We start from the raw sequence: 24,905 nt of genomic DNA, 5'->3' as shown, positions 1-24,905 counted from the left end.
ACATCTTCATTTGTTGATTATTTATCGGCAGCCGCCGCGAAATCTTTAAAAAGATTATAGGTTAATCAGAATATTCCCATCAGAACCGACGGTTCCGCTTACCACCTGACCTGAAGACATCCTTACGCGTGCGTTTTGGGCGACGGCAGCGTTGTTCAGCGCCTGGCCCTCGCTATTGACGCTAAAGCCATCTCCGTTCGCCACCACCATCACGCGCTGTCCGGCTTTAATGCGCCATGCCTGACGCAGCATTGAGAGCTGTATGGCTTGTCCCGGCGCTAAATCGCGCAGACTCACGGAGTCCTGCGCCTGATTAATATCCAGCATTGTGCGTGGCGGAAGCTGATCCAGACGGCCACGTTTTAATTCGACATTGCCTGGCTGTAACACGCTGCCACGGGCGATTGATTGGGCGGCGACAACGTAATTTCCGGTCGCCTGTACCGTCACCTGTAAAAACCGTTTTTCGTTATTGCAGCGTGCGAGCACGTTCACGTTGCCCCACAGCTTTGTGCTGCCACTGACACTGAACGAAGGTTGCTCGCAGGACGGCAGAAGGTTGGGTTGCGTACGGACGTTAACCGAGACCTCATCGCTAAACCCGGCCAGTCGCTCGGCAAAAAATGCCGTCAGCTGGGCATTAAGATCCGCTGCCTGTGACAGGGGACTTAACAGCAGTAGGGTTGCGGCAAGGCCACTTTTGAACGTCAGCATCTCAAATTCCCGTGGTTCCTGGATTTAACAGGATTCTACCCTTTAGGGTTTCTCATCAACGCAACAAATAGCGACGCATTTTGCGTTTATTCCGTCGATAAGGCGTACGGGTTGAGATTTAAGCTACATGCTGAAATTTCGCCATCAGCGGAGGAGACATGCTCGATAAACTCGACGCCGCGTTACGTTTTCAACAGGAAGCGCTCAATTTGCGCGCCCAGCGGCAGGAGATCCTGGCCGCCAATATCGCGAATGCCGATACCCCGGGGTTTCAGGCGCGCGATATTGATTTTTCCAGTGAGCTTAAAAAAGTCATGGAACGTGGCCGGGCTGAGGGTACGGGTGTTGCCCTTGCGCTGACGTCTGCACGCCATATTCCCGCTCAGGCGATGACTGCGCCTTCCACCGATTTACTTTACCGCATCCCCGACCAGCCATCTCTGGACGGTAACACCGTCGATATGGACCGGGAGCGCACCCAGTTTGCCGACAACAGCCTGAAGTATCAAATGGGGCTAACCGTGCTCGGTGGACAGATTAATGGCATGAAGACCGTCCTGCAGGGGGGCAACTAATTTATGGCCTTACTGAATATTTTTGATATCGCGGGTTCAGCGCTGACCGCTCAGTCTCAACGTCTTAACGTGGCCGCCAGTAACCTGGCGAACGCCGACAGCGTGACCGGACCGGACGGCCAGCCCTATCGTGCCAAACAGGTTGTCTTCCAGGTCGATGCTGCGCCGGGCGCGGCAACCGGCGGCGTGAAAGTCGCCGATGTGGTTGAAAGCCAGGCGCCGGACAAACTGGTGTTTGAGCCAGGCAATCCGCTGGCGGATGCCAACGGCTACGTCAAAATGCCCAACGTCGATGTGGTCGGCGAAATGGTGAACACCATGTCAGCGTCACGCAGCTACCAGGCGAACGTTGAAGTGCTCAATACCGTGAAGAGCATGATGCTCAAAACGCTCACTCTCGGCCAGTAAAGGAGACACGAATGTCCATCGCCGTCAATGTGAATGACCCGACCAACTCCGGCGTCCAAAGCACCAGTACGTCTACGGGCTCCAGCTCGCTGACCGGTAACAGCGCTGCCGATTTACAGGGCAGCTTTTTGACGTTACTGGTTGCGCAGTTGAAAAACCAGGACCCGACGAACCCGATGCAGAACAACGAACTGACCACGCAGCTTGCGCAGATCAGTACCGTCAGCGGCATTGAAAAACTCAATACCACTCTGGGCTCTGTCTCCGGTCAAATTGACAACAGTCAGTCTCTGCAGGCGGCCAACCTGATCGGTCACGGCGTGATGATCCCAGGCACAACTATCCTTGCAGGCACCAGCACCACCGACGGAACCAGCACCACCACGACCACGCCATTTGGCGTTGAGTTGCAGCAACCGGCCGACAAAGTGACCGCCACCATCACCAACAAAGACGGTGTTGTGGTGCGTACGATCGACATTGGTGACCTGAAAGCGGGTGTGCATACCTTTACCTGGGATGGCAGCCTGACCGACGGCACAACGGCGCCGAACGGTTCTTACAAAGTGGCGATTTCCGCCAGCAACGGGACGACTCAGCTGGTGGCTCAGCCACTGCAATTCGCCCTGGTGCAGGGTGTAATTCGTGGCTCTGATGGCAACAAACTGGATTTGGGTACTTCTGGTACCACCACACTCGACGAAGTTCGGCAGATTATTTAAGCCTTAACACTTATCAGGAGTAAGTCATGGCCTTTTCTCAAGCGGTCAGCGGCCTGAATGCTGCGGCCACCAACCTGGACGTCATTGGCAACAACATCGCCAACTCCGCGACCTATGGTTTCAAATCCGGTACTGCGTCTTTCGCGGACATGTTTGCCGGTTCTAAAGTGGGTCTGGGCGTTAAAGTTGCGGGTATCACCCAGGACTTTACCGACGGCACCACCACTAACACTGGCCGTGGGCTGGATGTGGCTATCAGCCAGAACGGTTTCTTCCGTATGGTTGATGAAAACGGTTCTGTGTTTTACAGCCGTAACGGTCAGTTCAAACTCGACGAAAACCGCAACCTGGTGAACATGCAGGGCCTGCAGCTGACCGGCTACCCGGTTGCTGGTACACCGCCATCCGTTCAGACCGGTGCGAACCCGCAGGCGATCTCGATTCCAAACACGCTGATGGCGGCGAAGTCCACCACCACCGCGTCTCAGCAGATCAACCTGAACTCCACCGATACCGTACCTACCGTGACGCCTTTCGACCCGACGAACTCGGATTCCTACAACAAAAAAGGGACCGTCACCGTCTTCGACAGCCAGGGTAATGCGCACAACATGAACCTGTTCTACGTCAAAGACACGGCAGCGAACAGCTGGAAGGTCTACTCCCAGGACGGCAGCGTAGCGGGTAGCACTCCTGCACTGGCGACCACACTGACCTTTAACGCCAGCGGCGTTCTGACCGGCGGTGGCCAGGTCAATATCACCACTGCAACCATGCCTGGTGCAACGCCTGCGACCTTCGCGATGAGTTTTACCAACTCCATGCAGCAGAACACCGGCGCGAACAACATCGTGGCGACCAACCAGAACGGCTACAAGCCGGGCGACCTGGTGAGCTACCAGATCAACGACGACGGCACCGTTGTGGGTAACTACTCCAACGAACAGACTCAGGTTCTGGGCCAGATCGTGCTGGCGAACTTCGCCAACAACGAAGGTCTGAAATCCGAAGGTGATAACGTCTGGTCTTCCACTCAGTCCTCTGGTGTTGCACTGCTCGGCACTGCCGGTTCCGGTAACTTCGGCACGCTGACCAACGGCGCGCTGGAAGCGTCCAACGTCGATCTGAGTAAAGAACTGGTGAACATGATTGTCGCGCAGCGTAACTATCAGTCGAACGCGCAGACCATCAAAACCCAGGATCAGATCCTCAACACGCTGGTCAACCTGCGTTAATCGTCTAACGGGATGATGTCATGGATCACGCAATATATACGGCGATGGGCGCAGCCAGCCAGACGATGAATCAGCAGGCTGTGACCGCCAGCAACCTGGCGAATGCTTCAACGCCGGGCTTTCGTGCACAGTTGAATGCGCTGCGTGCCGTGCCGGTCGAAGGGCTGTCGTTGCCGACGCGTACGCTGGTTATCGCCTCAACGCCGGGTGCCGATATGACGCCGGGCCAGATGGATTACACCTCGCGCCCGCTGGACGTTGCACTCCAGCAGGACGGTTGGCTGGCGGTGCAAACGGCGGATGGCTCCGAAGGCTATACCCGCAACGGTAATATCCAGGTTGATGCCACCGGCCAGATGACCATTCAGGGCCATCCGGTGATTGGCGAAGCAGGCCCGCTGACCGTGCCGGAAGGTTCGGAAATCACTATCGCAGCGGACGGGACCATTTCGGCGCTGAATCCGGGCGATCCGGCCAACACCATCGCCCCGGTTGGAAAACTGAAGCTGGTGAAAGCCGAAGGCAATGAAGTGACGCGCGGCGACGACGGGATGTTCCGTCTGAGCCAGGCCGCACAGGCCACGCGTGGCCCAACCCTGCAGGCCGACCCGAGCATTCGCGTGATGTCCGGCGTGCTGGAAGGCAGCAACGTCAAACCGGTTTCCGCGATGACCGATATGATTGCCAGCGCCCGCCGTTTCGAAATGCAAATGAAGGTTATCACCAGCGTGGATGAAAACGCCGGCCGTGCTAACCAACTGCTGTCTATGACTTAACAGGATTTCCTATGATCAGCTCTTTATGGATCGCGAAAACCGGTCTCGACGCGCAGCAAACCAATATGGATGTCATCGCCAACAACCTGGCGAACGTCAGCACCAATGGTTTTAAGCGTCAGCGTGCCGTGTTCGAAGATTTGCTTTATCAAACCATCCGTCAGCCGGGCGCGCAGTCGTCCGAGCAGACCACCCTGCCGTCAGGGCTGCAAATTGGTACCGGTGTGCGTCCGGTGGCGACCGAACGTCTGCACAGCCAGGGCAACCTGTCTCAGACCAACAACAGCAAAGACGTGGCGATCAAAGGCCAGGGTTTCTTCCAGGTGCAGTTACCTGACGGAACCTCAGCTTATACCCGTGACGGCTCTTTCCAGGTTGATCAGAATGGCCAACTGGTGACAGCCGGTGGTTTTCAGGTTCAGCCTGCGATCACCATTCCGGCGAACTCCCTGAGCATCACTATCGGGCGTGATGGCGTGGTGAGCGTGACGCAGCAAGGGCAGGCCGCGCCTGTTCAGGTTGGGCAGCTTAACCTGACGACCTTCATGAACGATACCGGTCTGGAAAGCATTGGTGAGAACCTCTACACCGAAACTCAGTCTTCCGGTGCGCCGAATGAAAGTACGCCGGGCCTGAATGGTTCAGGGCTGCTGTATCAGGGCTATGTCGAAACCTCTAACGTCAACGTGGCGGAAGAGTTGGTCAACATGATCCAGGTTCAGCGTGCGTATGAAATTAACAGTAAAGCAGTGTCGACGACCGACCAGATGCTGCAAAAACTGACGCAACTTTAAGGTGTGTCCGGTGCGGTAACCCGCACCGGCTCCCTGTTTTCGAAGATGAAGGCAATGCAAAAAAACGCGGCGTTTCGTTATCCAATTCTGACTGTCCTGGCCGTTACCCTGAGCGGTTGCGCCTTGATCCCGTCAAAACCTTTGGTTCAGGGTGCGACTACCGCCCAACCCGTTCCCGGTCCGACGCCGGTGGTGAACGGCTCCATTTTCCAGTCTGCGCAGCCGATTAACTACGGTTATCAGCCGCTGTTTGAAGACCGTCGACCGCGCAACGTCGGCGATACACTGACCATTGCGCTGCAGGAAAACGTCAGTGCGAGCAAAAGCTCCTCGGCGAATGCCAGCCGCGATGGAAAAACCAACTTTGGCTTTGATACCGTTCCGCGCTATCTGCAGGGCTTGTTCGGCAATGCGAGAGCTGATGTGGATGCCTCTGGCGGCAACAGCTTTAACGGTAAAGGCGGCGCCAACGCCAGCAACACCTTCAGCGGCACGCTGACGGTGACAGTTGACCAGGTTCTGGTTAACGGCAATTTACACGTCGTGGGTGAAAAACAGATCGCCATTAACCAGGGCACTGAATTCATTCGCTTCTCCGGTGTGGTTAACCCGCGCACCATCAGTGGCACCAACACCGTACCGTCTACCCAGGTGGCGGATGCGCGCATTGAGTACGTCGGTAACGGCTACATCAACGAAGCGCAGAATATGGGCTGGCTGCAACGCTTCTTCCTTAATTTATCGCCGATGTAAGCGAGGTGACCTATGTTTAAATCCCTCTTCGCGATGGTGTTGGTGCTGGTGACAACTGTCGCCCAGGCTGACCGAATTCGCGATCTCACCAGTGTACAGGGCGTACGTGAAAACTCATTGATTGGCTACGGCCTGGTCGTCGGCCTGGACGGTACAGGCGACCAGACCACCCAGACGCCATTTACCACTCAGAGTTTGAACAACATGCTGTCCCAGCTCGGGATCACCGTCCCGACGGGCACCAACATGCAGCTGAAAAACGTGGCAGCGGTAATGATTACCGCATCCTACCCGGCCTTTGCGCGCCAGGGACAGACCATCGACGTCGTCGTTTCTTCGATGGGTAACGCCAAAAGTCTGCGCGGCGGTACGTTGCTGATGACCCCGCTGAAAGGGGTCGATAGCCAGGTGTATGCGCTCGCGCAGGGTAACATTCTGGTCGGCGGTGCGGGTGCATCGGCGGGCGGGAGCAGCGTGCAGGTGAACCAGCTGAATGGCGGGCGTATTACCAACGGGGCGATTATCGAGCGTGAACTGCCGACGCAGTTTGGCGCCGGGAATACCATCAATCTGCAGCTGAATAATGAAGACTTCACGATGGCGCAGCAGATTGCCGACACCATCAACCGCAGCCGTGGTTTTGGTAGCGCCACGGCGCTGGATGCCCGCACCGTGCAGATCCGCACGTCTTCCGGTAGCAGCAACCAGGTGCGCATGTTGGCCGATATCCAGAATATGGAAGTCAACGTCCCGCTTCAGGATGCCAAGGTGATCATCAACTCGCGTACCGGTTCGGTGGTCATGAACCGCGAAGTCACGCTGGATAGCTGTGCGGTAGCGCAGGGCAACTTGTCCATCAGCGTCAGCCGTTCGGCGAACGTCAGCCAGCCCGATACGCCATTTGGTGGCGGTCAGACGGTTGTCACGCCGCAAACGCAGATTGACCTTCGTCAGAGCGGCGGCTCGCTGCAAAGCGTGCGCTCGAGCGCCAACCTGAACAACGTGGTCCGCGCGTTGAACGCGCTGGGTGCGACGCCGATGGATCTGATGTCGATTCTGCAATCGATGCAAAGTGCAGGATGTCTGCGCGCCAAACTGGAAATCATCTAATGCTGGGCGATAGCAAACTGATGGCAAGTGCGGCCTGGGATGCCCAGTCGCTCAATGAACTGAAAACCAAAGCAGGCACCGATCCGGCGGCGAACCTCCGCCCGGTCGCCCGTCAGGTGGAAGGGATGTTTGTGCAGATGATGCTGAAAAGCATGCGTGAAGCGCTGCCGAAAGACGGTATGTTCAGCAGCGATTCGACGCGACTCTACACCAGCATGTATGACCAGCAGATTGCCCAGCAGATGACATCAGGTAAGGGACTTGGCCTCGCCGATATGATCGTCAAGCAGATGCAGGCGGCGCAGGGTGTTCAGCCAGAAGAACAGCCGCAGCAAGTGCCGATGAAGTTTGACCTTGAAACGGTGACCAGCTATCAGAACCAGGCGCTGACGCAGATGGTGCGTAAAGCGATGCCCAAAACGACGTCCAACAGCGATGAACCGCTGTCGGGCGACAGCAAAGACTTCCTCGCTCAACTTTCGCTCCCGGCGCGTCTCGCCAGCGAGCAGAGCGGGGTGCCGCACCACCTGATTCTGGCGCAGGCTGCGCTGGAGTCCGGCTGGGGCCAGCGCCAGATTCGCCGTGAAAACGGGGAACCTAGCTTTAACATTTTTGGCGTGAAGGCGTCGTCAGGCTGGAAAGGGCCGACCACGGAAATCACCACCACCGAATTTGAAAACGGCGCGGCGGTGAAGGTTAAAGCCAAATTCCGCGTTTACAGCTCTTATCTTGAAGCCTTGTCTGATTATGTCGGGCTGCTGAGTCGAAATCCGCGCTACGCAGCGGTCACTCAGGCTGCGACGGCGGAGCAGGGTGCACAGGCATTGCAGAATGCAGGGTATGCGACCGACCCACAATATGCCCGCAAACTGACCGGTATGATTCAGCAGCTTAAAGCGATGGGCGAGAAAGTCAGTAAAGCCTACAGCACCGATCTCGAAAATCTGTTCTAAAGCCTCAAGTTTGCGCGAGCGGTGTCGATAATCCTTATCAGGACTCGTGTCTGAAAGTTTACAAGGAATCTCAATGTCCAGTTTGATTAACAGCGCCATGAGTGGCCTCAGTGCGGCACAGTCGGCACTGAATACTGTGAGTAACAACATTTCCAGTTATAACGTGGCCGGGTATACCCGCCAGACCACGGTGCTGGGTGCATCGAACAGTACGTTGACCGGCGGCGGCTGGGTGGGTAATGGTGTTTACGTTTCCGGCGTGCAGCGTGAGTATGATTCGTTCATCACTAACCAGCTGCGTGCGGCACAGACCCAGAGCAGCGGCCTGACCACGCGTTATCAGCAGATGTCGAAAATTGACGACGTGCTGTCTGATACCACCAATTCCCTTTCCACGACGTTGCAAGGCTTCTTTACCAGCCTGCAAACGCTGGTCAGCAACGCCGAAGATCCGGCCGCGCGTCAGACCGTACTCGGTAAGGCTGACGGTTTGGTGAATCAGTTCAAGACTACCGACCAGTATCTGCGCGACCAGGATAAGCAGGTGAATACCGCTATCTCGACCAGCGTCAATCAGATCAACAACTATGCCAAACAGATTGCTAATCTGAACGATCAGATTTCACGTCTGACCGGCGTCGGGGCTGGCGCTTCTCCTAACAATTTGCTCGATCAGCGCGATCAGCTGGTGAGCGAACTGAATCAGATTGTAGGCGTGGAAGTTGCTGTTCAGGACGGTGGGACTTACAACGTCTCATTCGGTAATGGTTACAACCTGGTGCAGGGCAGCACGGCGAACCAGCTCGCGGCTGTTCCATCTAGTGCTGACCCAGCACGTACGACCGTGGCGTTTGTCGATTCTGTAGCGGGTAATATCGAGATTCCCGAGAAGGTGCTGAACACCGGCTCATTGGGCGGTCTGTTAACGTTCCGCTCGGAAGATCTGGATAAAGCACGTAATACGCTTAACCAACTGGCACTCTCTTTTGCGGATGCGATGAACCAACAGCATGCTAAAGGGTTTGATGCTAACGGAGATGCGGGCGGCAAGTTCTTTGATATCGGCTCTCCGGCCGTCATTGGTAACAGCAAAAATAGCGTACCGGGTGCGACGATGACCGCATCCGTTGCAGACAGCACTAAAGTTCAGGCGACGGATTACAAGCTCGAATTTAACGGTACCGACTGGACCGTCACCCGTACTTCTGACAAAACGTCATTCACGGCGACGCCAGACGGCAGCGGGAATATGACCTTCGATGGCATAACCGTCAACGTCAGCGGCTCTGCGGCAACCAAAGACAGCTTCACGGTAAAACCGGTTGTGGACTCTATCGTCAATATGGATCTCGCCATTAGCGATGAGTCAAAACTGGCAATGGCAGGTTCTGCGACCGGCGGTGAGAGTGATAACCTCAACGGTAAAGCACTGCTTGCGCTGCAAACCAGCAAAGTGGTTGGCGGTAATAAAAGCTTTAACGATGCCTATGCGTCGCTGGTCAGCACCGTTGGTAGCACCACCTCTTCACTGAAAACCAGTGCTGCAACCAAAAATAACGTAGTGACGCAGTTGAGCAATCAGCAGCAGTCTATCTCCGGGGTTAACCTCGACGAAGAGTACGGCAACCTGCAACGCTTCCAGCAGTATTACCTCGCGAATGCGCAGGTGCTGCAAACGGCCAGTACGCTCTTCGATGCGTTAATTAATATTCGCTAAGGCTGAGGTGAACAATGCGCATTAGCACCCAAATGATGTACCAGCAAAATATGCGTGGGATCACGGATTCCCAAAGCAAATGGCTGGGTTATGGCGAACAGATGTCCACCGGAAAACGTGTGAATCGCCCGTCTGACGATCCGATCGCGGCGTCACAGGCGGTGGTGCTGTCGCAGGCGCAGTCGCAGAATAGCCAGTATGCACTGGCGCGAACTTTTGCGACGCAGAAAGTATCTCTGGAAGAGAGCGTGTTAAGTCAGGTGACGACCGCGATCCAGTCTGCTCAGGATAAAATCGTTTATGCCAACAACGGTTCATTGAGTGATACCGACCGAGCATCGGTAGCAACCGATCTGCAGGGTATCCGCGACCAGCTGGTAAACCTGGCGAACAGCACGGATGGTAATGGCCGTTATATCTTTGCGGGTTTTAAAACCGACACAGCGCCATTTGATCAGACAGACGGTACCTATAAAGGCGGCAACACAGCTATCACTCAGCAGGTCGATTCTGCACGTGATATGCAGATTAGCCATACCGGTTCCGATGTGTTTGATAAATTTACCAGCAACGCAAAACCAGAGCCTGCCGGAAGTACGCAGGAAACCAATCTTTTCAAAATTCTGGATACCGCTATTGCGGCACTGAATACACCGGTTGCTGGCGATCAGGCGAAAACAGATGCTCTGGTGGCAAGCATTGATAAAGCCAACCGTGGGTTAAGCAACTCGCTGGATAACGTGCTGACCGTGCGCGCCGATCTGGGCACCAAACTGAATGAACTCGATAAGCTGGATGCGTTGGGTGATGACCGTGCGCTGGGCCAAACTCAGCAGATGAGCGACCTGGTTGATGTTGACTGGAACTCGGCGATTTCGTCTTACACCATGCAGCAAGCGGCGCTTCAGGCATCCTATAAAGCATTCAGCGATATGCAGGGAATGTCCCTGTTCCAGCTTAACAAGTAACAATTTTAGCCTCTTAAAACATGTCTTGAAACTGGATATGTTTTGTCTGCCCAACCCGGAGATTCCGGATTGGGCTTTTTTTTAAAGATTTTGTACTTGCATAGCCATCACTCGGGCATTTTCTATCAGGCGAATAATGAGTGCTATTGCCCCACAGACAGTGGCCAGGGCCACGACGCCTTGCCAGCCTGCCACGGCGTACACTTTGCTCCCCAACGCCGAACCGAGTGCCATCCCAATAAAGACCACGGTAAACAGTAGAGCATTAAGTCGCCCACGAGCCTGTGGCTCGAGGCTATAGACCAGATTTTGATGGGCGACCAGGCTTGACTGCAATCCGAGATCAAAACCGACGGCTGATATCGCAATCAGAACGAGCTGCCCGTGGGTGCCTACTGCGGGCATCAGGAACATCAGTGCAAACGACACGGTCACCAGCGCAGCACCGAGTTGGGTGACTTTGCCTGCACCGAGTTTATCTGCAAGATTTCCTGCCAGCGGGGCGGCAAGCGCGCCTGCGGCTCCAGCGACACCAAATCCACCTGCGACTGCGCTACCGAGGTGATACCGTTCCAACAGCATCACTGCCAGCGTTGACCAGAACGCGCTAAATGAAATGGACAGAAAACCCTGAGCCAGTGCTGCACGGCGCAGGGCCGGATAGCGACGCCACAGGTGTTCCATTGAGCGCATCAGGGCTGGGTAGCTGAGCGTGGAGTGAATCGCAAAGCGCGGTAACACGGTCCACATTACCACCCCGATAAAGGCGATGCTGACGGCAGCCAGTTGATACATCACGCGCCAGCCGAAGGCTTCGCCCACCAGGCCGCTGACGGTTCGGGATAGCAGGATGCCCAGCAGCAGACCGGTCATGACCGTGCCGACGGTTTTTCCCTGTTTGCCCTCCGGTGCAAGAATGGCTGCGGCGGGGACAATATCCTGCGCCATTGTCGCAGCCATGCCGATCATCAAGCTTGCCAGCAACAGCGAATGGAGTTGTCCGGTCACACTACAGCCGAGAAGAAAGAGCGCCAGCGCGGCACTTTTGATAAGAATTAACGTCCGGCGATCGTGACGGTCGCCCAGCGGCAGGAGAAACAATATACCCAGCGCATAACCCGCCTGTGTCAGCGTCGGGACCATCCCCATACCCTCAATACTCAAGTGCAGATCGGCGCCCATTAAGGGTAAAAGCGGTTGAGCATAATAAATGGATGCAACGCTGAATCCTGCGCCAATCGCAAGGATAAAAACAACCCAGCGGCTGGTGGTCTGAGTGATAGTGGTTTTGTTCATTAGGTGTACCTCATTCATGGAATGAGGCTATTTTTCAGCAATGACACTTGAGGCGGTAGCCAGCGGGGTGGTAAAACATCTATACGCGTAACGTATAGCCAGAATGATAATGAAACGAACAGAGCGTATAGATAGAGTCGAATTAATGCGGACCTTTGTACGCATCGTGGAATCAGGATCGCTTTCTGGTGCCGCCCGACAGATGGAAACAACCCAGGCGACCGTCAGCCGACGGTTACAATCACTGGAAACACTTCTCGGCGTGCGATTATTGTTGCGTACCACACATGCGACGAAGCTCACTGATGATGGCGAACGTTGTTATCAGCACGCCAGAAAGGTGATCGACAGCTGGCTGGTGCTTGAGGATGAAGTAGGGCAATCCGAGGATGAACCGGTCGGCACTCTTCGTGTGAGAGCGCCTCATGCTTTTGGTCAGGAGCAGCTTTTGGTGCCATTGAGCCAATTTTTAACCCGCTATCCGCAGCTGTCCGTTGACTGGATGCTCAATGACAGAACCGCTGATTTTCTGAGTGATAATATTGATTGCGCGATCCGGGTGGGCGCGGAGATTGATCCAAATACGGTTTCGGTATTGCTGGCCGAAGTCCCGCGCTGCGTTGTTGCGGCACCTTCTCTGTTGGCACAGTACACCGCGCCGGAGACACCTGAGGATCTTTGCGCATTCCCGTGGATAGCGCTCAAAAGTTTTTATCATCAGCATATCGAACTGTTTGAGGGGATGTCTGAGCCACCAAAACGCATTGCTATCTCCCCGCGTCTGAGCACCGACAGCCTGTATGTTACACGCAACATGGCGCTGAGCGGATTAGGCCTGGCGGTAGTATCAAGCTGGACGGTTGAAGAGGATATTCGTGAGGGGAGGCTAATTCATGTGTTGCCGGGCTGGCAACCGGCTGCGCTTCCGGTTCATTTGGTTTATCCGTGGTCGCGTTATTATCCGGCACGCTTAAGACGTTTTCTGGAAATGATGCGTGAAGTCATGCCGCAAATAGCCGGAATGCGCAAACCCATCCCGTAAACAAGAGGCAAAAAAAAAAGCCGACCCTCAAGGTCGGCTTTTCGTTATGACAGCGAGTTATTCAGCTGGCTGTGGGCGTGTCGCCGGAGCGGTTGCCTGGTGAGTGGCGCTATGACCACCCGCAGAACCACGGCCATCGAAATCGAACGCAGGGCGCACCCAGTCACTATGACGTGGCGCTTCTGGTACGTATTCCGGTGCTGGAGCACGCGTCATCGGTGCAGTCGCATAGTGGTGTTCAACCACTGCGGCAACAACAGGCTCTGGTTTTACAACCGGGGCTGGAGTCGGTGCTTGTGGCTCAGGAGTCACTTCAACAGGCTGTTCAACAACCGCTTCTGTGACAACTTCTTCTTCTACCACTGCTTCAGCGGGCTGAGCTTCTTCTGCAACCTGTTCAGCCACCACGGTATCTTCCTGGGCGATGAACTGCGGCTGTTCGTCTACCGGCGCAGCAATCACTTCCGGATGCGTGGTTTCGATTTCAGCGGTTTCAACAACCGGCTGAGGCTCGATAACTGGCGCAGACTCTACAACCGGCTGAGGTTCAGCAACGACCTGCTGTGTCTCTTCAACCACAACGGCGGCAGCTTCAGCCACTTCAACTGGAGCAGCAACGATTGGCTCAATGGCTTCAGGGGCCACGTTTTGCTCTTCAAACTGCTGTTCCTGAGGACGTGCAATCGGATAGCGGATAAAGACTTTACCGGAGGCCAATTCTGGTGACGCACAGGCCACGGTCAGAGGCATCGGAGACTGAGTTGGGTAACGCTCGTCACGATAGCGACGACGACGCTGACCGCTCACGCGCAGGTGGCGCGGAGAGCGACGGGAGCGACGTGGCATACCGTTGTTATCACGTGCTTCACCGTTGTCATCGTGCTCAGGAGTCGCTTCAACAACTGCAGGCAGATCCAGTTTTGCCAGCTGTGTGTTCTGGGCGGTTTCAACAACCGGTTCAACAACAGGGGCGATAACCTCAGACTGCTCAGTCTGGAAACGAACTTTCTGCGACAGTTGACGCTGCTTACGGCGCGGCATGACCTGGACGCGTTCTTCCTGCTCAGCATCTTGCTCAACCGGCGCTTCGGTGTTAACAACTTTCGCTTCCTGCTGCGCCTGACGTTTATCGTCATTGCGACGGCGGTTACGTTCGCGACGCGGCTGCTGCTGGTCGTCACGCTGTCTGGTGTTTTCAGACTCATCGCCCGCTGTCTGGCGGATTTCACGATCTTCCACTTTTTGCTGCTGTGGCTTCTCGCGACGGTTGCGACGGTTGTCTTCGCGCGCCTCACGACCTTCGTTATTGTCTGAACGGTTATCGCGATTATCGCGGTTGTCACGATTATCGCGGCGATCGTTACGATCGTTACGGTCATTACGATCGCGACGGTTGTTCTGACGTTTACGACGATCCTGCGGACGCTCTTGCTTCTCTTCCTTCGGCGCAACTTTAGGTTGTTCCGGTTGAGGTTCTTCGCTGGCGAACATTTTCTTCAGTGCGCCGAAGAAACGGCTCAGCAAGCCAGGTTCAGACGGTGTAGCGTTAGCTTCTGCCGCAGGCTTCTGCGCAGCAGATTTCGCTGGCGCTTGTTCCAGGGCAGGAGCCGGAGGCGCTTCTGGCATGATGAAAGTCGCCAGCGCCGGCTGTTCAGGCAGTTTGCGCTCTGCAGGCTCTGCATCAGACGGCATTGCCATCTCTTCTTCATGCAGTTTCGGCAGCAGGTAGCTCAGGGTGCTGGTCTCTTCGCCTTTGCGCACGCGCAGGACAGAGTAGTGCGGGGTTTGCATCTGATCGTTTGGCACGATGATGCAGCGCACGCCGCCCTGACGCGTTTCAACGGCGCTAACCGCTTCACGTTTTTCGTTCAGCAGATAGGAGGCAATAGGTACTGGAACAATCGCGTGAACCTCTTTGGTATTCTCTTTCAGCGCTTCTTCTTCGATGAGACGCAGAATGGAGAGAGAGAGAGATTCATTGTCACGCACGGTACCCGTACCGCTACAGCGAGGGCAGACGTGATGGCTTGATTCACCCAGTGACGGGCTCAGGCGCTGACGCGACATTTCCAGCAGGCCAAAGCGAGAAATATGGCTGATCTGGATACGTGCACGATCCTGACGAACGGCTTCACGCAGACGGTTTTCCACGGCGCGCTGATGGCGAACCGGGGTCATGTCGATGAAGTCGATAACGATCAGGCCGCCCAGGTCGCGCAGACGAAGTTGACGGGCAATTTCATCTGCAGCTTCAAGGTTGGTATTGAAGGCCGTTTCTTCGATATCGCCGCCGCGAGTTGCGCGTGCGGAGTTGATGTCGATAGCGGTCAGCGCTTCGGTGGAGTCGATAACGATAGAACCGCCAGAAGGCAGGCGCACTTCACGCTGGAAGGCGGATTCGATCTGAGATTCAATCTGATAGTGGCTGAACAGCGGGATTTCACCGGTGTACAGTTTAATTTTGCTGGTGAAATCCGGACGACCCAACGCTGCGATGTGCTGGCGAGCCAGCTCTAGCACTTTCGGGTTATCAATCAGGATCTCGCCGATGTCCTGGCGCAGGTAGTCACGGAACGCACGTACAATGACGTTACTTTCCTGGTGGATCAGGAATGGCGCCGGGCGGTTTTCTGCTGCTTTCTGGATGGCTTCCCAGTGCTTCAGACGGAAACCCAGGTCCCACTGCAGCGCTTCTGCAGATTTGCCAACGCCTGCGGTACGCACGATCAGGCCCATGCCATCAGGCAGTTCCAGGCTCGCCAGCGCTTCTTTCAGCTCGGTACGGTCGTCGCCTTCGATACGGCGGGAGATACCGCCCGCACGCGGGTTGTTCGGCATCAGAACCAGATAGCTGCCTGCCAGACTGATAAAGGTGGTCAGCGCAGCGCCTTTGTTGCCGCGTTCTTCTTTATCAATCTGAACGATAACTTCCTGGCCTTCGCGCAGCACATCTTTGATGTTCGGACGACCGTGGGAGTTGTAATTGGCAGGGAAGTATTCGCGGGCAATCTCTTTCAGAGGAAGGAAACCGTGACGCTCAGCGCCGTAATCGACGAATGCGGCCTCAAGGCTTGGTTCAATGCGGGTGATTTTGCCTTTGTAAATGTTCGCTTTTTTCTGTTCGTGTCCAGGACTTTCGATATCCAGATCGTACAGACGCTGCCCATCCACAAGGGCGACACGCAACTCTTCTTGCTGAGTTGCGTTGATTAACATTCTTTTCATCGTAACTTACTCATTATTCTTACATTGACGACTAAGCTGCGGGCAAGGTGACGCTTTCCGGGGTATGAACCGATGGCCTCGTGACTATTGACGTCGCCAACCTCACGGTTGTCGCGCGCTTAAGAGGCGCAAAGTGTCGGTTGCCTGTATTTCATACGGAAATACAGCGCGATTATTCAGGGGAACAGCCTGGGAACACTCTCCAGAGAAGATTCCATTTACCGGTAAGTACTGCAACCCGCAGCCCGCTAACTGTCTGAAAGATCAATACGTCTTACGCCATTGCTGCGTGGATGATCGGTCAGACAAAATGGGTCATTCCGTCGACATCCTTACAAAACCCGGATTTAACGCGGAAAACGGCTTCATTATTCCATTGCTAACCCAGATATAGCAAGATGACTTTTACCATTTATCACCCGGTTACTCACAGTTTCTTCACTTCAACGAGATGATTGGTTTAATAACCGCCAAATCGATTGCGCGCGAAGAACACTGTCCGGATGAAAGTAAATATAAGCATAGAAAAATGAGTGGCGCTAATGCGGATCGATATTTAGAATCGCCAACCATGAAAACAGAGACTCCATCCGTAAAAATGGTTGCTATCGCTGATGACGAAGCGGGGCAACGAATCGACAACTTTTTGCGCACTCAGCTGAAAGGCGTGCCAAAAAGTATGATTTATCGCATCTTGCGTAAGGGCGAGGTGCGGGTGAACAAAAAACGCGTCAAACCTGAGTACAAACTGGAAGCGGGCGATGAAGTGCGTATTCCGCCAGTGCGTGTCGCCGAACGTGAAGAAGAGGCTGTTTCGCCGCATCTGCATAAAGTGGCGGCGCTGACTGACGCTATTCTGTATGAGGACGATCATATCCTCGTGCTGAATAAACCTTCTGGTACAGCAGTACATGGTGGCAGCGGTTTAAGTTTTGGCGTAATCGAAGGTCTGCGCGCGTTGCGCCCGGAAGCGCGTTTCCTTGAGCTCGTTCACCGTCTGGACCGCGACACCTCCGGCGTGCTGCTGGTGGCGAAAAAACGCTCTGCTTTGCGTTCGTTGCATGAACAGCTGCGCGAGAAAGGGATGCAGAAAGACTATCTGGCGCTGGTACGAGGCCAGTGGCAATCCCATGTCAAAGTGGTGCAGGCGCCTCTGCTGAAAAATATTCTGCAAAGCGGTGAGCGCATCGTGCGCGTTAATAGCGAAGGCAAGCCGTCAGAAACCCGCTTTAAGGTTGAAGAGCGTTATGAGTTCGCCACGCTGGTGCGCTGTAGCCCGGTTACCGGACGCACGCATCAGATTCGTGTGCATACGCAACATGCCGGACATCCGATTGCGTTTGATGACCGCTATGGCGATCGTGAATTTGACAAGCAGTTGGTTAAAACAGGGCTGTCTCGCCTGTTCCTGCACGCCGCTGCGCTGAAGTTTACCCATCCTGGCACGGGTGAAATCATGCGCGTCGAAGCGCCGCTGGATGACCAGTTGAAGCGCTGTCTGAAAGTCCTGCGCGGCTAATTTAGCCCGACGGCGTTGCGCTTACACGGGCCTACGGGATTGTAGGTCGGGTAAGCGTAAGCGCCACCCGACGATTCCCCCGCACAGTGCATTCCTGGGCCGGGTAAACGCAGTGTTACCCGGCAACATTCATGCAGAAAGCGGATTACAGTGTTCGCGCCTCAGCATCTGGCACAGCGCAATCAGCGGCAGGCCGACCAGCGTATTCGGGTCGCGTCCGTCCAGTTTCTCAAACAATGCAATCCCCAACCCCTCGCTTTTAAAGCTCCCTGCACAGTTAAGCGGGCGCTCTTTACGCACGTAATCCTCAATCTCCTGCTCGCTCAAATGACGGAAGTGAACGTCAAAAGGTTCGCATTCGGTTTGGAGATGGCCTGTAGCGGAGTTGTAGAGCGCGAGGCCCGTGTAAAAGGTGACGATCGAGCCACGTGCTTTCATTAATTGCAGACGCGCGTTCTCTTCGGTATGCGGTTTACCCGTAATTTCCCCGTCCAGCACGCAAACCTGATCGGAGCCTATAATCAGGTGATGTGGATAACGTTCGGCAAGGCTTTGCGCTTTCTCTTGCGCCAGTCGTAACACCAGATGGCGAGGAGATTCAGCAGGTTGCGGCGTTTCGTCCGTGACAGGCGCGGCGCATTCAAATGGCACGCCTAACTTTTCAAGCAACGCACGGCGGTAGGGTGAAGTGGAAGCAAGCACGAGATTTGGCATATTTTTTTCACCAGATATAGCGTATCGATGCCAGCCATTTTAAACTACAGGCCGCAATGTGTGCGAATAATTGGCAAAAGGCAGCCCTGGTTGCCTTTTTCTTTGACTCTATGACGTTACAAAGTTAATATGCGCGCCCTATGCAAAAGGTAAAATTACCCCTGACTCTTGACCCGGTTCGTACGGCTCAAAAACGCCTCGATTATGACGGTATCTATACCGCCGATCAGGTCGAACGTATCGCCGAGTTTGTGGTCAGTGTGGATACTGATGTGGAATGCTCCATGTCGTTCGCTATCGATAACCAGCGCCTTGCCGTTTTAACCGGTGATGCAAAGGCCACGGTAACGCTCGAATGCCAGCGTTGCGGGAAACCGTTCACCCGTCATGTTCACACAACGTATTGTTTCAGTCCGGTTCGTTCAGACGAGCAGGCTGAGGCACTCCCGGAAGCGTATGAGCCGATTGAGGTTAACGAATTCGGTGAAATCGATCTGCTTGCATTGGTTGAAGATGAGATCATCCTCGCCTTGCCGGTAGTTCCGGTGCATGATTCTGAACACTGTGAAGTGTCCGACGCGGACATGGTCTTTGGTGAATTGCCTGATGAAGCGCAAAAACCAAACCCATTTGCCGTATTAGCCAGCTTAAAGCGTAAGTAATTAAGGAGTAAGGTCCATGGCCGTACAACAGAATAAACCAACCCGTTCCAAACGTGGCATGCGTCGTTCCCATGACGCGCTGACTGCAGTTACCAGCCTGTCTGTAGACAAGACTTCTGGTGAACAACACCTGCGTCACCACATGACTGCCGACGGTTTCTACCGTGGCCGCAAGGTAATCACTAAGTAATCACGCGCAAGCGTGATGAAGCTTAGTGAGGCATTCCCCGTGAAAGCGGGGGATCCACCGAACCGGGCAGTGAAACTATCTTGACACGTCTAACCCTGGCGTTAGATGTCATGGGAGGAGATTTTGGGCCTTCCGTGACAGTGCCTGCAGCATTGCAGGCACTGAATTCTAATTCACAACTCACACTTCTTTTAGTCGGTAATCCCGATACCATCACGCCATTACTTGCAAAAGCTGACTTTGAACAACGTTCACGTCTGCAGATTATCCCTGCGCAGTCAGTTATTGCCAGTGATGCCCGGCCATCGCATGCGATCCGCAACAGTCGCGGAAGCTCAATGCGAATTGCGCTGGAACTGGTGAAAGAAGGGCGGGCTGAAGCCTGCGTCAGCGCCGGAAACACCGGTGCGCTGATGGGGCTGGCGAAATTAATGCTCAAACCCATTGAGGGGATTGAGCGTCCTGCGCTGGTGACGGTATTACCGCATCAGCAAAAGGGCAAAACGGTTGTGCTGGATCTCGGCGCCAACGTAGATTGTGATAGTACGATGCTGGCCCAGTTTGCCATTATGGGCTCGGTGCTGGCAGAAGAAGTCGTGGGGATTGTGAATCCCCGTGTGGCGTTGCTGAATATCGGCGAAGAAGAAACCAAAGGTCTGGATAGCATCCGCGATGCCGCAGAATTGCTAAAATCCATGCCGTCAATCAACTATATTGGCTATCTTGAAGCTAATGAATTATTGACCGGTAAGACCGATGTTCTGGTGTGCGATGGGTTTACGGGCAACGTAACGTTAAAAACGATGGAAGGGGTGGTTCGGATGTTCCTTTCACTGCTGAAATTGCAGGGCGAAGGGAAAAAAAGGTCCTGGTGGCTGATTTTATTAAAGCGTTGGTTACAAAAAAGCCTGACGCGGCGATTCAGTCACCTCAACCCCGACCAGTATAATGGCGCCTGTCTGTTAGGATTGCGTGGCACGGTGATTAAGAGTCATGGTGCGGCCAATCAGCGAGCGTTTACCGTCGCGATAGAACAGGCAGTGCAGGCGGTGCAGCGACAAGTCCCACAGCGGATTGCCGCTCGCCTGGGATCTGTATTAGCAAAAAGTGACTGAGCGTACATGTATACGAAGATTTTAGGTACCGGCAGTTTTCTGCCTGAACAAGTGCGAACCAACGCCGATCTGGAAAAAATGGTAGATACGTCTGACGAGTGGATTGTCACGCGCACAGGTATCCGTGAACGCCGTATCGCCGGTCCAGATGAATCTGTTACGACTATGGGCTATGAAGCGGGCGTCCGCGCGCTGGAAATGGCCGGTATTGATAAAGAAGAGATCGGGCTGATCGTGGTTGCCACCACGTCAGCACCTAATGCTTTCCCAAGCGCAGCGTGTGAAATTCAGAACAAGCTGGGCATCAAGGGTTGTCCGGCGTTTGATGTCGCTGCTGCCTGTGCCGGTTTTACCTATGCACTGAGCATTGCCGATCAATACGTGAAGTCCGGCGCGGTGAAATACGCGCTGGTTATCGGTGCAGACGTGCTGGCGCGTACCTGCAACCCGGAAGATCGTGGAACCATCATTATCTTTGGTGATGGTGCGGGCGCTGTACTGTTAGGTCAGTCAGAAGAGCCGGGCATTATCTCGACGCATTTACATGCTGATGGACGTTATGGCGAACTGCTGACGTTGCCGAATGCCGATCGTGTCAATCCGGATAACTCCATTTACCTGACGATGGCAGGCAATGAAGTGTTCAAGGTTGCGGTAACGGAGCTGGCCCATATTGTCGACGAAACGCTGGAAGCGAACAATCTGGAGCGCTCTGCTCTGGACTGGCTGGTACCGCATCAGGCTAACCTGCGCATTATCAGCGCCACGGCGAAAAAGCTGGGCATGTCCATGGATAACGTTGTTGTGACGCTCGATCGTCATGGCAATACCTCTGCGGCGTCGGTACCGTGCGCGTTTGACGAAGCGGTACGCGATGGACGAATTAAACGAGGCCAACTGGTCTTGCTTGAAGCCTTTGGTGGCGGTTTCACCTGGGGCTCCGCGCTGGTTCGTTTCTAATTAAGGATTAAAAATGACGCAATTTGCATTCGTGTTCCCAGGTCAGGGTTCTCAGGCCGTTGGGATGTTGTCTGATTTAGCAGCGCAATACCCCATTATTGAAGAGACTTTCCGTGAAGCTTCTGATGCTCTGGGTTACGATCTCTGGACGTTGACTCAGCAAGGTCCTGCTGAAGAACTGAACAAAACCTGGCAGACGCAGCCAGCGCTGCTCACTGCGTCCGTTGCGCTGTGGCGTGTATGGCAGCAGCAGGGTGGCAAAGCGCCGGTATTGTTAGCCGGTCACAGCCTGGGCGAATACTCTGCGCTGGTGTGTGCAGGCGTTGTCGCCTTCGCTGATGCGGTACGTCTGGTCGAAATGCGTGGTAAATTCATGCAGGAAGCCGTGCCAGAAGGCACTGGCGCCATGTCCGCCATTATTGGTCTGGATGATGCGTCTATCGCTAAAGCCTGTGAAGAATCTGCTGAAGGACAGGTGGTTTCTCCGGTAAACTTTAACTCGCCAGGTCAGGTTGTGATCGCGGGTAACAAAGAAGCCGTTGAGCGTGCGGGTGCTGCCTGTAAAGCTGCGGGCGCGAAGCGCGCACTGCCGCTGCCGGTGAGCGTTCCGTCTCACTGTGCGCTGATGAAACCGGCTGCTGAGAAACTGGCTGTCGAGCTGCAAAAAATTACTTTTAACGCACCGACAGTTCCGGTTGTGAACAACGTTGATGTGAAATGCGAAACAGCGCCAGAAGCGATTCGCGATGCGCTGGTTCGTCAGCTTTACAGCCCAGTGCAATGGACCAAAACCGTTGAGTTTATGGCCTCACAGGGCGTTGAGCACCTGTATGAAGCAGGCCCAGGTAAAGTTCTGACCGGTCTGACTAAACGTATTGTTGATACCCTGACTGCATCGGCTATTAACGAGCCAGATGCCCTGTCAGCGGCACTCGCGCAATAAAAGAGGATTACCATGAGTTTTGAAGGAAAAATCGCGCTGGTCACGGGCGCAAGCCGCGGTATCGGACGCGCCATTGCTGAAACACTGGTCGCGCGCGGCGCGAAAGTCATTGGTACGGCGACCAGCGAGAATGGCGCTCAGGCCATCAGCGAATATTTAGGTGCAAACGGTAAAGGTCTGATGTTGAATGTGACCGACGCTGCATCTATCGAATCTGTTCTGGAAAATATTCGCGCAGAGTTTGGCGAAGTGGATATTCTGGTCAATAATGCCGGAATCACTCGCGACAACTTACTGATGCGAATGAAGGACGACGAGTGGGACGATATCATCGAAACCAATCTGTCATCTGTATTCCGTCTGTCAAAAGCGGTAATGCGAGCTATGATGAAAAAGCGTCATGGCCGTATTATCACTATCGGTTCTGTGGTTGGTACCATGGGAAATGCTGGTCAGGCCAACTACGCTGCGGCGAAAGCGGGTCTGATTGGTTTCAGTAAGTCGCTGGCGCGTGAAATCGCGTCACGCGGAATTACTGTAAACGTTGTTGCTCCGGGCTTTATTGAAACGGACATGACGCGTGCGCTTTCTGACGATCAGCGTGCGGGTATTCTGGCGCAGGTTCCTGCGGGCCGCCTCGGCGGTGCTCAGGAAATCGCCAATGCGGTTGCATTTTTAGCCTCTGACGAAGCGAGTTACATCACTGGTGAGACTCTCCACGTCAACGGCGGGATGTACATGGTTTAACCACGATCGAAAATATTTGCGTTATTAGGGTGAATGGCCTCAAAATAACGTAAAATCGTGGTACGACCTGCCGGGATTTAGTTGCAAATTTTTCAACATTTTATACACTACGAAAACCATCGCGAAAGCGAGTTTTGATAGGAAATTTAAGAGTATGAGCACTATCGAAGAACGCGTTAAGAAAATTATCGGCGAGCAGCTGGGCGTTAAGCAGGAAGAAGTTGTGAACTCCGCATCCTTCGTTGAAGACCTGGGCGCAGATTCTCTTGACACCGTTGAGCTGGTAATGGCTCTGGAAGAAGAGTTTGATACTGAGATTCCGGACGAAGAAGCTGAGAAAATCACCACCGTTCAGGCTGCCATTGATTACATCAACGGTCACCAGGCGTAAGTGAACATCTCCAGGCGGTCATTCGACCGCCTGAGTTTTATCTTTTTTAGTCCCACGAATCCCTTTTTTTATCCCTCCCTGGAGGACAAACGTGTCTAAGCGTCGTGTAGTTGTGACCGGACTTGGCATGTTGTCTCCTGTCGGCAATACCGTAGAGTCCACCTGGAAAGCTCTCCTTGCCGGTCAGAGCGGCATCAGCCTAATCGACCATTTCGATACTAGCGCCTATGCAACGAAATTTGCTGGCTTAGTAAAGGATTTTAACTGTGAAGAGATTATCTCGCGCAAAGAACAGCGCAAGATGGACGCCTTCATTCAATATGGAATTGTTGCAGGCTGGCAGGCCATGCAGGATTCTGGCCTGGTAATTACGGAAGAGAACGCAACCCGCATTGGCGCCGCTATCGGCTCCGGGATTGGTGGTCTTGGTCTGATCGAGGAAAACCACACATCTTTGATGAATGGTGGCCCGCGTAAGATCAGCCCGTTCTTCGTTCCGTCCACGATTGTTAACATGGTGGCAGGTCATTTGACCATCATGTTCGGCCTGCGTGGCCCAAGCATTTCTATCGCAACGGCTTGTACCTCTGGTGTGCATAACATCGGTCAGGCTGCGCGTATCATCGCTTACGGTGATGCAGATGCTATGGTTGCCGGTGGTGCTGAAAAAGCGAGTACTCCGCTAGGCGTGGGTGGTTTCGGTGCAGCGCGCGCGCTGTCTACCCGCAACGAGAATCCTCAGGCGGCAAGCCGTCCGTGGGACAAAGACCGTGATGGTTTTGTTCTGGGCGATGGTGCTGGCATGATCGTACTGGAAGAGTACGAACACGCGAAAAAGCGTGGCGCTAAAATTTATGCAGAAATTATCGGTTTCGGCATGAGCAGCGACGCTTACCACATGACGTCTCCACCGGAAGATGGTGCGGGTGCGGCACTGGCAATGGTTAACGCGATCCGCGATGCGGGTATCGAACCAGGTCAGATTGGCTATGTTAACGCCCACGGCACCTCGACGCCGGCTGGCGACAAAGCAGAAGCTCAGGCCGTCAAATCCGTATTTGGTGATGCAGCAAGCCGTATTATGGTGAGCTCCACCAAATCAATGACTGGCCACCTGCTGGGTGCAGCAGGCGCAGTAGAGTCCATCTACTCGATCCTTGCACTGCGCGATCAGGCTGTTCCGCCAACCATCAACCTGGATAACCCGGATGAAGGTTGTGATCTGGACTTCGTTCCACACGAAGCGCGTCAGGTTAGCGGTCTGGAGTACACCCTGTGTAACTCCTTCGGCTTCGGCGGCACTAACGGCTCTCTGATCTTTAAAAAGATCTAAGGCCCGCTGCCAGGTAGCGTTAAATAAAAAGGTCCGCTTGTCG

25 protein-coding genes are annotated in these 24,905 nt (G+C 54.4%); 21 read left to right on the top strand and 4 right to left on the bottom strand.

What is annotated here, in order from left to right:
- Positions 1–54: 54 nt before the first annotated feature.
- Positions 55–714: a flagellar basal body P-ring formation chaperone FlgA gene (gene flgA / locus C3708_RS08715; RefSeq protein ID WP_095281576.1), complete on the bottom strand. Its 660-nt coding sequence runs from the start codon at positions 712–714 to the stop codon at positions 55–57.
- 158 nt (positions 715–872) lie between these two features.
- On the opposite strand from flgA, the gene flgB reads away from it, so the two are divergent.
- The 11 genes from flgB (at position 873) to flgL (ending at position 10,725) form a co-directional block, all read left to right on the top strand.
- Positions 873–1,289: a flagellar basal body rod protein FlgB gene (gene flgB, locus C3708_RS08710; RefSeq protein ID WP_095281577.1), complete on the top strand. Its 417-nt coding sequence runs from the start codon at positions 873–875 to the stop codon at positions 1,287–1,289.
- Between the two features lie 3 nt (positions 1,290–1,292).
- Entirely contained in the window at positions 1,293–1,697 is a 405-nt protein-coding gene (gene flgC, locus C3708_RS08705) for a flagellar basal body rod protein FlgC (protein ID WP_095281578.1), read from the top strand.
- An 11-nt stretch (positions 1,698–1,708) separates the two neighbouring features.
- Complete coding sequence (flgD, locus tag C3708_RS08700) at positions 1,709–2,419, top strand: flagellar hook assembly protein FlgD (RefSeq protein ID WP_095281579.1); 711 nt, start codon at positions 1,709–1,711, stop codon at positions 2,417–2,419.
- A 26-nt stretch (positions 2,420–2,445) separates the two neighbouring features.
- Positions 2,446–3,654, top strand: a complete 1,209-nt coding sequence (gene flgE / locus C3708_RS08695) for a flagellar hook protein FlgE (protein ID WP_095281580.1) — start codon at positions 2,446–2,448, stop codon at positions 3,652–3,654.
- A 20-nt stretch (positions 3,655–3,674) separates the two neighbouring features.
- Complete coding sequence (locus tag C3708_RS08690) at positions 3,675–4,430, top strand: flagellar basal body rod protein FlgF (RefSeq protein ID WP_095281581.1); 756 nt, start codon at positions 3,675–3,677, stop codon at positions 4,428–4,430.
- 11 nt (positions 4,431–4,441) lie between these two features.
- A complete protein-coding gene (flgG, locus tag C3708_RS08685; protein WP_012016988.1) occupies positions 4,442–5,224 on the top strand; it encodes a flagellar basal-body rod protein FlgG in 783 nt (260 codons plus the stop codon).
- Between the two features lie 54 nt (positions 5,225–5,278).
- Entirely contained in the window at positions 5,279–5,977 is a 699-nt protein-coding gene (gene flgH, locus C3708_RS08680) for a flagellar basal body L-ring protein FlgH (RefSeq protein ID WP_095281582.1), read from the top strand.
- A 12-nt stretch (positions 5,978–5,989) separates the two neighbouring features.
- On the top strand, positions 5,990–7,087 hold the full coding sequence (locus tag C3708_RS08675; RefSeq protein ID WP_095281583.1) for a flagellar basal body P-ring protein FlgI: 1,098 nt from the start codon (positions 5,990–5,992) through the stop codon (positions 7,085–7,087).
- The gene (flgJ, locus tag C3708_RS08670; protein ID WP_095281584.1) at positions 7,087–8,040 is read left to right on the top strand and encodes a flagellar assembly peptidoglycan hydrolase FlgJ; all 954 of its coding nucleotides are present in this window, start codon (positions 7,087–7,089) and stop codon (positions 8,038–8,040) included. The genes C3708_RS08675 and flgJ overlap by 1 nt, the downstream gene beginning before the upstream one ends.
- 73 nt (positions 8,041–8,113) lie before the next feature.
- Entirely contained in the window at positions 8,114–9,757 is a 1,644-nt protein-coding gene (gene flgK / locus C3708_RS08665; RefSeq protein ID WP_103948655.1) for a flagellar hook-associated protein FlgK, read from the top strand.
- A 14-nt stretch (positions 9,758–9,771) separates the two neighbouring features.
- Entirely contained in the window at positions 9,772–10,725 is a 954-nt protein-coding gene (gene flgL, locus C3708_RS08660) for a flagellar hook-associated protein FlgL (protein ID WP_103948654.1), read from the top strand.
- A gap of 81 nt (positions 10,726–10,806) precedes the next feature.
- Here the strand turns inward: flgL and C3708_RS08655 are convergent, their stop codons facing one another.
- A complete protein-coding gene (locus C3708_RS08655) occupies positions 10,807–12,021 on the bottom strand; it encodes an MFS transporter (protein ID WP_103948653.1) in 1,215 nt (404 codons plus the stop codon).
- A 109-nt stretch (positions 12,022–12,130) separates the two neighbouring features.
- On the opposite strand from C3708_RS08655, the gene C3708_RS08650 reads away from it, so the two are divergent.
- The gene (locus C3708_RS08650) at positions 12,131–13,063 is read left to right on the top strand and encodes a LysR family transcriptional regulator (RefSeq protein WP_103948652.1); all 933 of its coding nucleotides are present in this window, start codon (positions 12,131–12,133) and stop codon (positions 13,061–13,063) included.
- Between the two features lie 57 nt (positions 13,064–13,120).
- Here the strand turns inward: C3708_RS08650 and rne are convergent, their stop codons facing one another.
- Complete coding sequence (gene rne / locus C3708_RS08645; protein WP_103948651.1) at positions 13,121–16,288, bottom strand: ribonuclease E; 3,168 nt, start codon at positions 16,286–16,288, stop codon at positions 13,121–13,123.
- A 571-nt stretch (positions 16,289–16,859) separates the two neighbouring features.
- Here rne and rluC point away from each other — a divergent pair.
- On the top strand, positions 16,860–17,807 hold the full coding sequence (gene rluC / locus C3708_RS08635) for a 23S rRNA pseudouridine(955/2504/2580) synthase RluC (protein WP_167551113.1): 948 nt from the start codon (positions 16,860–16,862) through the stop codon (positions 17,805–17,807).
- Positions 17,808–17,936: 129 nt separating this feature from the next.
- Here rluC and C3708_RS08630 read toward each other — a convergent pair whose 3' ends face one another.
- Positions 17,937–18,521 carry a nucleoside triphosphate pyrophosphatase gene (locus C3708_RS08630; protein WP_095281590.1) on the bottom strand — a complete coding sequence of 195 codons (585 nt, stop codon included), beginning with the start codon at positions 18,519–18,521 and terminating at the stop codon, positions 17,937–17,939.
- A gap of 140 nt (positions 18,522–18,661) precedes the next feature.
- On the opposite strand from C3708_RS08630, the gene yceD reads away from it, so the two are divergent.
- The 8 genes from yceD (at position 18,662) to fabF (ending at position 24,862) form a co-directional block, all read left to right on the top strand.
- The gene (gene yceD / locus C3708_RS08625; RefSeq protein WP_095281591.1) at positions 18,662–19,183 is read left to right on the top strand and encodes a 23S rRNA accumulation protein YceD; all 522 of its coding nucleotides are present in this window, start codon (positions 18,662–18,664) and stop codon (positions 19,181–19,183) included.
- A gap of 16 nt (positions 19,184–19,199) precedes the next feature.
- Positions 19,200–19,373: a 50S ribosomal protein L32 gene (rpmF, locus tag C3708_RS08620; protein ID WP_095281592.1), complete on the top strand. Its 174-nt coding sequence runs from the start codon at positions 19,200–19,202 to the stop codon at positions 19,371–19,373.
- A gap of 80 nt (positions 19,374–19,453) precedes the next feature.
- Positions 19,454–20,488 (top strand): phosphate acyltransferase PlsX, encoded by a 1,035-nt coding sequence (gene plsX, locus C3708_RS08615; protein ID WP_095281593.1) that lies wholly within the window; start codon positions 19,454–19,456, stop codon positions 20,486–20,488.
- Positions 20,489–20,494: 6 nt separating this feature from the next.
- Complete coding sequence (locus C3708_RS08610; RefSeq protein WP_103948003.1) at positions 20,495–21,448, top strand: beta-ketoacyl-ACP synthase III; 954 nt, start codon at positions 20,495–20,497, stop codon at positions 21,446–21,448.
- A gap of 13 nt (positions 21,449–21,461) precedes the next feature.
- Positions 21,462–22,391 carry an ACP S-malonyltransferase gene (gene fabD / locus C3708_RS08605; RefSeq protein ID WP_103948650.1) on the top strand — a complete coding sequence of 310 codons (930 nt, stop codon included), beginning with the start codon at positions 21,462–21,464 and terminating at the stop codon, positions 22,389–22,391.
- Between the two features lie 12 nt (positions 22,392–22,403).
- A complete protein-coding gene (gene fabG, locus C3708_RS08600) occupies positions 22,404–23,138 on the top strand; it encodes a 3-oxoacyl-ACP reductase FabG (RefSeq protein ID WP_095281596.1) in 735 nt (244 codons plus the stop codon).
- 154 nt (positions 23,139–23,292) lie between these two features.
- Complete coding sequence (gene acpP, locus C3708_RS08595) at positions 23,293–23,529, top strand: acyl carrier protein (RefSeq protein ID WP_003857954.1); 237 nt, start codon at positions 23,293–23,295, stop codon at positions 23,527–23,529.
- Between the two features lie 91 nt (positions 23,530–23,620).
- Entirely contained in the window at positions 23,621–24,862 is a 1,242-nt protein-coding gene (fabF, locus tag C3708_RS08590) for a beta-ketoacyl-ACP synthase II (RefSeq protein ID WP_095281597.1), read from the top strand.
- The last annotated feature ends 43 nt before the right edge of the window (positions 24,863–24,905 follow it).

Origin of the sequence: Lelliottia sp. 7254-16 (assembly GCF_002922995.1) — a bacterium.
GTDB lineage: Bacteria > Pseudomonadota > Gammaproteobacteria > Enterobacterales > Enterobacteriaceae > Enterobacter > Enterobacter jeotgali.
Note: the sequence above shows the minus strand (reverse complement) of the source record. Positions and strands in the feature narration are given on the sequence as shown.